This window comes from Actinocrinis sp., from assembly GCF_035938995.1.
GTDB lineage: Bacteria > Actinomycetota > Actinomycetes > Streptomycetales > Catenulisporaceae > DASZGI01.
Genome location: NZ_DASZGI010000223.1, coordinates 45,103 through 53,450 on the forward strand (window position 1 = coordinate 45,103; position 8,348 = coordinate 53,450).

Annotated in this window: 8 protein-coding genes; 1 reads left to right on the forward strand and 7 read right to left on the reverse strand. The window is 71.1% G+C overall.

Translation table 11 applies throughout. The features are described from left to right. Positions 1-329: 329 nt before the first annotated feature. Entirely contained in the window at positions 330-1,622 is a 1,293-nt protein-coding gene (locus VGZ32_RS16005; RefSeq protein WP_326886841.1) for a DUF5667 domain-containing protein, read from the forward strand. A 366-nt stretch (positions 1,623-1,988) separates the two neighbouring features. Here VGZ32_RS16005 and VGZ32_RS16010 read toward each other — a convergent pair whose 3' ends face one another. The 7 genes from VGZ32_RS16010 to VGZ32_RS16040 form a co-directional block, all read right to left on the reverse strand. Further along, positions 1,989-2,999: a lysophospholipid acyltransferase family protein gene (locus tag VGZ32_RS16010; RefSeq protein ID WP_414642552.1), complete on the reverse strand. Its 1,011-nt coding sequence runs from the start codon at positions 2,997-2,999 to the stop codon at positions 1,989-1,991. Between the two features lie 398 nt (positions 3,000-3,397). After that, entirely contained in the window at positions 3,398-4,510 is a 1,113-nt protein-coding gene (locus VGZ32_RS16015; protein WP_326886843.1) for an NAD-dependent epimerase/dehydratase family protein, read from the reverse strand. A 129-nt stretch (positions 4,511-4,639) separates the two neighbouring features. Next, a complete protein-coding gene (locus tag VGZ32_RS16020; RefSeq protein ID WP_018654693.1) occupies positions 4,640-4,738 on the reverse strand; it encodes a 30S ribosomal protein bS22 in 99 nt (32 codons plus the stop codon). A 208-nt stretch (positions 4,739-4,946) separates the two neighbouring features. Next, positions 4,947-5,204: a helix-turn-helix domain-containing protein gene (locus VGZ32_RS16025; protein ID WP_326886844.1), complete on the reverse strand. Its 258-nt coding sequence runs from the start codon at positions 5,202-5,204 to the stop codon at positions 4,947-4,949. 331 nt (positions 5,205-5,535) lie between these two features. Next, complete coding sequence (locus VGZ32_RS16030; RefSeq protein WP_326886845.1) at positions 5,536-6,360, reverse strand: phosphatase; 825 nt, start codon at positions 6,358-6,360, stop codon at positions 5,536-5,538. Between the two features lie 75 nt (positions 6,361-6,435). Further along, complete coding sequence (locus VGZ32_RS16035; RefSeq protein ID WP_326886846.1) at positions 6,436-7,620, reverse strand: ABC transporter permease; 1,185 nt, start codon at positions 7,618-7,620, stop codon at positions 6,436-6,438. Next, positions 7,617-8,348: ABC transporter ATP-binding protein (locus tag VGZ32_RS16040; protein ID WP_326886847.1), on the reverse strand; the 732-nt coding region annotated here is incomplete at its 5' end. The genes VGZ32_RS16040 and VGZ32_RS16035, both read right to left, overlap by 4 nt.

Below are 8,348 nucleotides of genomic sequence, written 5' to 3' on the forward strand. Positions count from 1 at the left end.
GCTCGCGCAGTCGTCCTCGGCGCACTCGGCGCCGCCGCCCCCAGGCGGGTGGGACGGACCACTGGAGGGGTGCGTCGGCGTAACTCCGCAGCCCATGCCGTCGTTGGCCCTGATGAGAGTCGCCGGCCGGCCCGCCCCGAGCGCCGATTCGAGCCGATGTTCGGGAGATCCACTCGTCCGGGTGAATTTAGTCGCCTTGGGCGTGCTAGTGACCGATCAGGGCACAACCATGCGCGATCGGGGCGAGTCAAACCAGGCGTCGGCCCCGGTGCGGGACGGCCCACGGCGGCGGAGGCGCCGCCCTGCAAGCGAGAGGAGGTGGCTGGCGAATGGCTTCACTCAGTGAGCGCAGGCTCGCGGAGGAGTTCGACCTCGCGCTGGAGCGCGCGGCGGACCGGCGGCGGAGGCCTGCTCCGACGGCCGCCCCGATGACGTCCCTGGTCGCGGTCGTGCACCGGCTCGGCGAGGCGGACCGGGCACTGCCGGGCATGGACGAGGCGTTCCGGGCGCAGCTGCGCGAGCGGCTGGTGCGGCTCACCCCGGAGCTGGCGGCGGCGCCGGTGCGCTTGCCCGCACAGCGCGGCGGGCGCCATGCGGGCCTGCGCCGCGGCGCGGGTGCGCACGTGAACGGCACGCGGCCCGGCGGCGCAGCAGTCAGGCCGAGTCCGTCGAGTGGCGCGGACAGCGGGAAGAGCGGGAGCGGCGAGAACACGACCCGCGGCCACATCGGTCTGTCCGCGGCGTGGCGCCGACGGCTCCTGGCGGCCGGTGTGGGCGTGGCGGTGGCCACCGGCTCGGTCGGCGGGATCGCGGTCGCTTCGGCGGGCGCGCAGCCGGGCGATCCGCTGTACAGCGCGAAGAAGATGTTCGAGAACATCCAGCTGGAGCTGTCCGGTTCGCCCACAGACCGCGGGGAGCAGTACCTCAAGCTGGCGGACATCCGGCTCGCCGAGATCGACAACCTGCTCTCGCGCCGGGACGCGGACGTGCCCGGTTCGCCGACGGCCGCGTATCTCGCCCAGGCGCTGAACGATCTGCGCACGACGATCGGCGACGGCGGCACGCTGCTCGTCGGCCAGGTGCGCACGGCCGGAGACCAGAGCGCGCTGCACGCACTGTCCGATTTCCTCCAGACGGAGCGGCAGCGGGTGGCAGACCTGACCTGGCAGGTGCCGACGAGCCTGCAGGGCCAGCCGGCGCGCATCGTGGCCCTCATGGACCAGCTGTACCAGCAGTTGCAGCAGGCGGTCGCGAACATGCCCCAGAGCGGCGCTGCGGGACCGGCACCGACGCCCGGCGAAGGCGGCTCGCAGGGCCGTGGCGGCGCGAACGGCGGCGCGGGCCCCGGGACGACGCACGGCGGCAAGGGCGCGACCAGCGCGGCCGGACAGCAGAGCGGTCCTGGCGCGGGAGCCCACGGCAGCGCGTCAGGTGGACCGTCCCCGAGCGCGAGCGGCCCCGGCACCACGACCCCGAGCGCCAGCTCGTCGCCGATAACCATAAACCTCCTGCCGCTGCCGATACTGCCGTCGACCAGCATCGACCTACCACCGCTGCTCGGGCTGCCGGGGATAGACATCGGGCTCGGGGACGGCGGCTCGAGTTCCACGCCGACTCCCTGACGGGCCACCCGAGGTGCGCTTCCGGCGGGTACCGGGAGACGTACCTCGCGGCCACCCGGGGCGCGCCTCCGGCCAGTGCTGGGAGACGCACCTCGCGGGCTGGGCGGGCGGTCGCGCGTTCCGCGGCCGCGGCGGCGGCGCGCTGGCCCAAGCCGATGCGGGCGCGCCCCGCTGCGCACAATGCGAGCGGGGCGCGCAGCGGGGACAAGCCGCGCAGGCGTAGCAGCCGCGTAGGCGTGACAGCCGCGCGGCTCGTTAGTTCCCGGTCGCGGTTCGCCGCTCCCGTAGCCGCCAGGATCGCCGTCACACGGCCAGCGCGCGTCTAGAGGCGGCGGCTAGAAGAACGCGGTGAGAAGAAACCGGCTGTTAGAAGAACACAGAACGGCGCTGGAGCAGCAGGCGGTAGAGCGTGTCCTGGATCGTCTCGCGCACCTGGTCCGTCAAGTTGAACACCAGCATCGGGTCGTCCGCTGAACCCGGGTCGTACGCCGAGGTGTCGATCGGCTCGCCGAACGCGATGTACCACTTCGAGGGCAGCGGGATCAGGCCGAGCGGGCCCAGCCACGGGAACGTCGGCGTCACCGGGACGTAGGGCACGCCGAGCAGGCGCGCCAGGGGCTTGATATCGCCGATCTTCGGATAGATCTCCTCCGCGCCGACGATCGCGGTCGGCACGATCGGCGTACCGGTGCGCAGCGCTGCCGAGACGAAGCCGCCACGGCCGAAGCGCTGCAGCCGATACCGGTCCGCGAAGGGCTTGCCGATCCCTTTGAAGCCCTCAGGCCACACGCCGACCACTTCACCCGCCGTAAGCAGCCGCTCGGCGTCCGGGTTGCAGGCGAGGGTGTGGCCGGCCTTTCGGGCCAGCTCGCCGACGAACGGCATCGTGAACACCACGTCTGCGGCCAGCATCCGTAGGTTGCGATGCGCCGGATGGTGGTCGGCCAGCGCGATCTGCGTCATGATCGCGTCCAGCGGCAGCGTGCCGGAGTGGTTGGCGACGATCAGCACGCCGCCCTTGTCGGGCACCCGCTCAAGCCCGCGCGTCTCGACCCGGAAGTACCGCTCGTACAGCGGACGGAACAGGCTCAGCAGCACGTTCTCGGTGAGCTCGCGGTCGAAGCCGAATTCGTCGATCTCGTAGTCGCCGGTGACCCGGCGGCGCAGGAACGCCAGGCCGCGCGAGGCGCGCCGCTCCCAGTCTCCGCCGCCGATCAGTCGGCCGACGGTGTCGATCATGTCAAATCGCGGGCGTGCGGGCGCAGAGGGCGCGGACGCGTCGTCGGCCTCAGTCTCAGCTTCGGCGTCGGCCTCAGCTTCGGCTTCGGACGCTGACGACGCCTCGGATTCCGTGGCCTGGGCACTGTTCGCCGCCAGGTCATCGCCGTCGGCGACGGAGTCAGGCTTCTGAATCTTCTCGGGTTTGGGCAGCGCCTTGCGAGGACGGGCGCCGGATCCGGCAGAGGCTTTACCGGACGACGATGAAGAAGGCTGCGATGCGCGGGCATTCGCGGCGCCATTGGTCCCGGTGCCATTCGTCCCGGTGCCGTTGGTCGCCGCGCCGTTCGTCGATCCGTTCTCGCCGGCGGACGCGGATTCGGGGCGGAGAGCCGAGCCCGGCTCGGGGCGGGACGGTATCGGCCGCTTCGCCCCCGCCGAGGCCCGCGGACGGCGGGGCGCGCCCGGTCCGGGCTGGGACTGGGGCTGCTCCTGAGCGTGCGACTCGTCGAGCCGGACCCCGTTCAGCCGGACGACTCCGACGTCGGACTTCTCGGTCACGACTCGTCCTTCCACCCGGAGGTCGCTTGTGCGAACGCCGTCTTCGTCATTGCCTTTGTCATCGCGTGATCGGCCAGCAGCCCGGCCAGCCGCCGCTCCGCCGAGGCGACCGCCGTCGGGGGGATCACCGGCCGGATGCCGGCTGCCTCGCGGTGGGCGATCAGCGCGGACGCGGTCGTGTGGCGCAGGGACAGGCCAAGCCGGGAGGCCATCCGCTCGGTGTCGAGTACCCGGCCGTAGGTGAGCAAACTCAGCTGATCCGCGGTGAAGTCGGCCACCCCGGCGCGCTTGAGCAGCTGTCCGAGGCTGGCGGTGGCGAACCGCGGGATCGGGACGGTCGGGCGGCCCAGGCGGCGGGCGATCTGCGAGATCGTCAGCGAGCCGGAGCCGGCCACGTTGTACGTGCCCGGGTGTGTGTCACCCGCCGCGACCCGTATCGCCCGCACCACGTCGTCGATGTGCACGAACTGCAGCCGCGGATCGAAGCCCATCACCGTCGGCAGCACCGGAAGGCCCAGGTAGTCCACGAACGCGGTCTCCACGTCGGGGCCGAGGAAGTTGGCGAAACGCAGGATCGTCACCGCGACATCGGGACGGCGCCGCGAGAAGCCGCGCACGTAACCCTCGACCTCGGTGACGTCCTTGCCGTATCCCGCCCGCGGCGGCTGGTGCGGCTGGGTCTCCTCGGCGAACAGCGCCGGGTCACGCGGGTGACAGCCGTAGACGGCGCCTGAGGACTTCACCACCAGCCGACGCACCGACGGAGCCTTCTGGCAGGCGGCCAGCAGCTGCATCGTGCCGATGACGTTGCGTTCCTTCATCACCGTGCGACCGCCGGCCTGCGACGGCGCGGCCAGCACGTCAAGGTGAAGCACGGTCTGCGGGCGCACCCGGGCGATCAGCGACGCCACGGCCGGGGTGCGCAGGTCCACGCACTCGATCTCGACGCCGTCGACCCGGTACTCGGGCTTCGGCTCGCGTAGGTCCACCGCGACGATCCGGTCCACCGGCGATTCGCCGGCCACACCGTGTTCGAGCAGGTCGTGCAGCACCGCCGCGCCCAGTCGCCGCGCGGCTCCCGTCACCAGGATCGTCCCGGACTCGCTCACCCGCTCGTTCGCCTCCCGCTCGGCATCAACCGGGCCGCCGGACGCCGCGAAAGCCGACGCGCGGAAGCCGGGCCCGCGGCCCCGGACATCGAGACCGCCGCCCGCGTCATGGCCGGACGCGCGCCACGTCTACTTCTTGTTGCGGCGCTGGATACGCGTCTTCTTCAGCAGCTTGCGGTGCTTCTTCTTGGCCATGCGCTTGCGGCGCTTCTTGATGACCGAGCCCACTTGGAACCCTCGCTCACTCTTCACGGATGTTCAACAGGGCTCCAGGGTACCCGCACTGCCGAGTTCGCGAGAACGCGGCGGATCGATCCTAGGCACGCCGGGTAAAGCAACGGTCGAGCCCGGTCGAACGGACACGGTCAAGTTCACACGGTTGGGTTCACCGGGTCAGCTCAGACCGTTCCGTCCCGCCGGGCTCACGACGCGCCGCTCACTCCGTTCCGACATAGGCTCCGGAGAGATACTCGCGCACCGCCTTCGCCGGGACCCGAAAAGACCGTCCGACCCGCACCGCGGTCAACTCGCCGGAATGGACCATCCGGTAGACGGTCATCTTCGACACCCGCATCAGCCCGGCGACTTCGGCGACCGTGAGGAAGCTCACGTCTTCGAGCCCGGTGCCCTCGCTGAAGAACTGAGGTGCGGAAGCGGTCGTGGGCTCAGCGTGCGGAGGCTGTGCGTTGGCCATGGGCGAACCACCTTTCGAGGCGCGCGGCGGCTCCGGCATCCCCTCCGTCCGGAGTCCATCAGCGTAAGCGCGTCATCTCCTACAGTAGTTGCCCCTGCTGCCAATGGGGAGAGCGATTCCGGATTATGGGGATATCCCTACCTCTTCATTACAGTGCCCGCTTCAGGCCCCGTACGCCAGTCGCGTGGAATCGTGCAACGTGCGCCACGGCACTTCGCGCGCCGGTCAGCGCGCCGAGGGCGCTCACCGGAGAACATTTGAGCGCCCGCTTGAGCGGCTGCCGCTCTTGATCGAACTCTGTCTAAGGCACCCTCAACTCGTCCACGTGTGATCAAGCCGTAGCGCGGGCGAGTATGTAGTCGCCGACGAGTTCGTAATGTTCGGGATCGCGGCCGTCGTCGAGAGGTACCGCCACCTGGATCGTGCCCTCCGCCTCCCCGACGAACAGCGCGGGGTCGTTGCAGTCCGCGAATCCGATCGCGTCGATGCCCGCCTGCCCGGCGCCGCCGCACCACCCGTGGTCGGCCACCACCAGGTCGGGCAGGGGCTCGCCGGAGCCGACCAGTTCGGCGAGCACCGCTCTGATGGGGCGCGCCGCGTGGCTGTGCACCGGGCCACCGGGGTCCTCCACCATGGCGACGCCGAGGAAATAGCGGATCTCCAGCCGCTTGCGGCCGTGTCGGGTGGAGGCGTCGTAGCCCCAGCCGTCAGCGGCCTCGACCACGGTGCCGCCGGCCGCCTCGAGGGTCGCCGCGAAGCGCTGGTAGAGCGGGCTGAGGTGGTCCGGGTGGCCGGTGGCGAACAGCACCCGCTGCCTCTCGCGCAGCGCGCGTCCGAAACGGGCCGCGTACCGGTCGAGGGCGTCGGCGGTGCGCTCCGGATCGATGGTGTCCTGGCCGTACCGATAATTTATCAGAGGGCTGACACCCGCCTTGCGGGCCATCAGTTCGAGCACGGAGTCGCGGGTCCAGTGCGCGGCCGGCTCGAGGCCGAGCAGGTAGTACGGATCGCGGTCGGCGAGCAGCCGGTAGTGCAGCAGGTTGTTCTCCCGCGGGGTGGCCACCGGGCCCGCTATTCCGGTCGCCACCAGGTGCGAGACCAGCGCCCGGCGGGCGGGCTCGATCTCCTCGGCGACGGTCGGAACCAGAGTGCTCATGAAAACGAGCGTAGCGGCACGGCCGCCGCCACGACGGGGAAGGATCGCATCACGGACCGCGCAACCACCCGGCGGTCAGTCGGTGCGCAGCGCGACCACGGGGTCGAGACGTCCGGCTCGGCGGGCCGGGACGACGCCGAAGATCACACCCACCGCGACCGAGACCCCGAACGCCACGGCCGGCGACCACCACGCGATGACGGTCGGCAGCGGGCTGAACGCGCCCACAGCGGCGGAAACCCCGACGCCGAGCAGGATGCCGAGAATCCCGCCGAACGCCGTCAGCACGATCGCCTCGATGAGGAACTGAAGGATCACATCCCGCTGCCGAGCGCCGAGGGCCTTGCGCAGCCCGATCTCACGGGTGCGTTCGCGGACGCCGACCAGCATGATGTTGGACACCCCCACGCCGCCGACCAGCAGCGAGATCCCGGCGATCGCCGCGAGCACGAGGGTCAGCAGCGACAGGATCTTGCCGATGGTGCCGAGGATCTGGGTCTGCGTCACGGCGGAGAACTGGGTGCCCGGGTACTTCGCCTCGAGCGCCGCGACGACCTGGTCGGAGAGCGGGCCGATGCGGTCCGGAGTCGGCGCCTTGACCGCGAGGCCCTGGATCGCCGAGACGCCGAGCAGCCGCTGGGCCGCGGTGATCGGTATGTCGACCTGGGAGTCCTGGCTCACACCGAAGGCCGAGCCGCGGCGGGTCGCGACGCCGATGACCCGGAACCGCACGCCAGCGATCGTGACCGGGCGGCCGACCGGGTCCTCGCCCGGGAAGAGGGAGTCGGCCACGTCGGCGCCGAGCACGACGACGCGCGCGTTGGTGTCCACGTCCGCACGGGTGAGGTAGGAGCCTTCGTCGATGGGGCGGTTGAAGACCTCGGGCACGGTCTGGGTGACGCCCTGGACGGTGGCGAAGTACTGAAGCGAGCCGGCCCGCACGTTCTCGCCGGAGGTGATGCTGGCGGTCACGTCGTCCGGGGAGCCGACGATCCGCGCGACGAGATCGATGTCTGACAACTGGAGCCGGGACACCGACGGCGCGGTGCCGAAGGCGAATTTGCCGGGCACCACCAGGATGATGTTCGAGCCGAGTCCCTCGACCTCGTTCTCCACCATGCTCTTGGCCCCGCCGCCGATGGCGACCAGGATCACGACCGCGGCGACGCCGATGATGACGCCGACCATGGTCAGCAGCGAGCGCAGCCGGTTGGCGGCGAGCGACTCGCCGGCGACGCGCAGCGACTCCCAGGGGTTCACGACGCCTCCCCGGCGCCGGTTTCCCCGGACCCGGCTTTATCGGACCTGGCGTCATCGAGCCCTGCGTCGATTCGCGTGTGTTCGAGCGCTGGGTGTTCGAACGCGGTTTCTTCGAGCGCTGGGTGTTCGAACCCCGTGTCCTCGACCACGAGCCCGTCGCGCATCCGGATCAGCCGCCGCGCCCGGGCCGCGATCTCGGCCTCGTGCGTCACGAGCACCACCGCCACGCCGCGCTCCTTGTTCAGGGACTCCAGGATGGCCATGACCTCGTCGCCGTTCGCGGTGTCCAGGTTGCCGGTCGGCTCGTCGGCGAGCAGGAAGCGCGGCTCGGTCACCAGCGCCCGGGCGATCGCGACCCGCTGCTGCTCGCCGCCGGACATCCGGGCCGGCAGCGACCGCTCCCGCCCGCCCAGGCCGACCGCGTCCAGGAGCTGGCGGGCGCGCTCCGGCTTGTCCCAGCCGGTCCGGTACGGAAGCACGGGCGCGATCACGTTGTCCAGGGCGGTCAGCGCCGGGAGCAGGTTGTAGCGCTGGAACACGAATCCCACCGTCCGGCGGTAGGCCGCCAGCGCCCCGCCGCGCAGCGCGGTCACCTCGGTGCCGCCGCTGACGATCGTGCCGGTTGTTGCGCCGGTCAGGACGAGTTCGCTCGCACCCGACGAAACCACGATCCCCGAAGCGGGGGAGGGGTAGAGGATCGGGCTACCGCTGGCAGGCAGCAGTAAAAT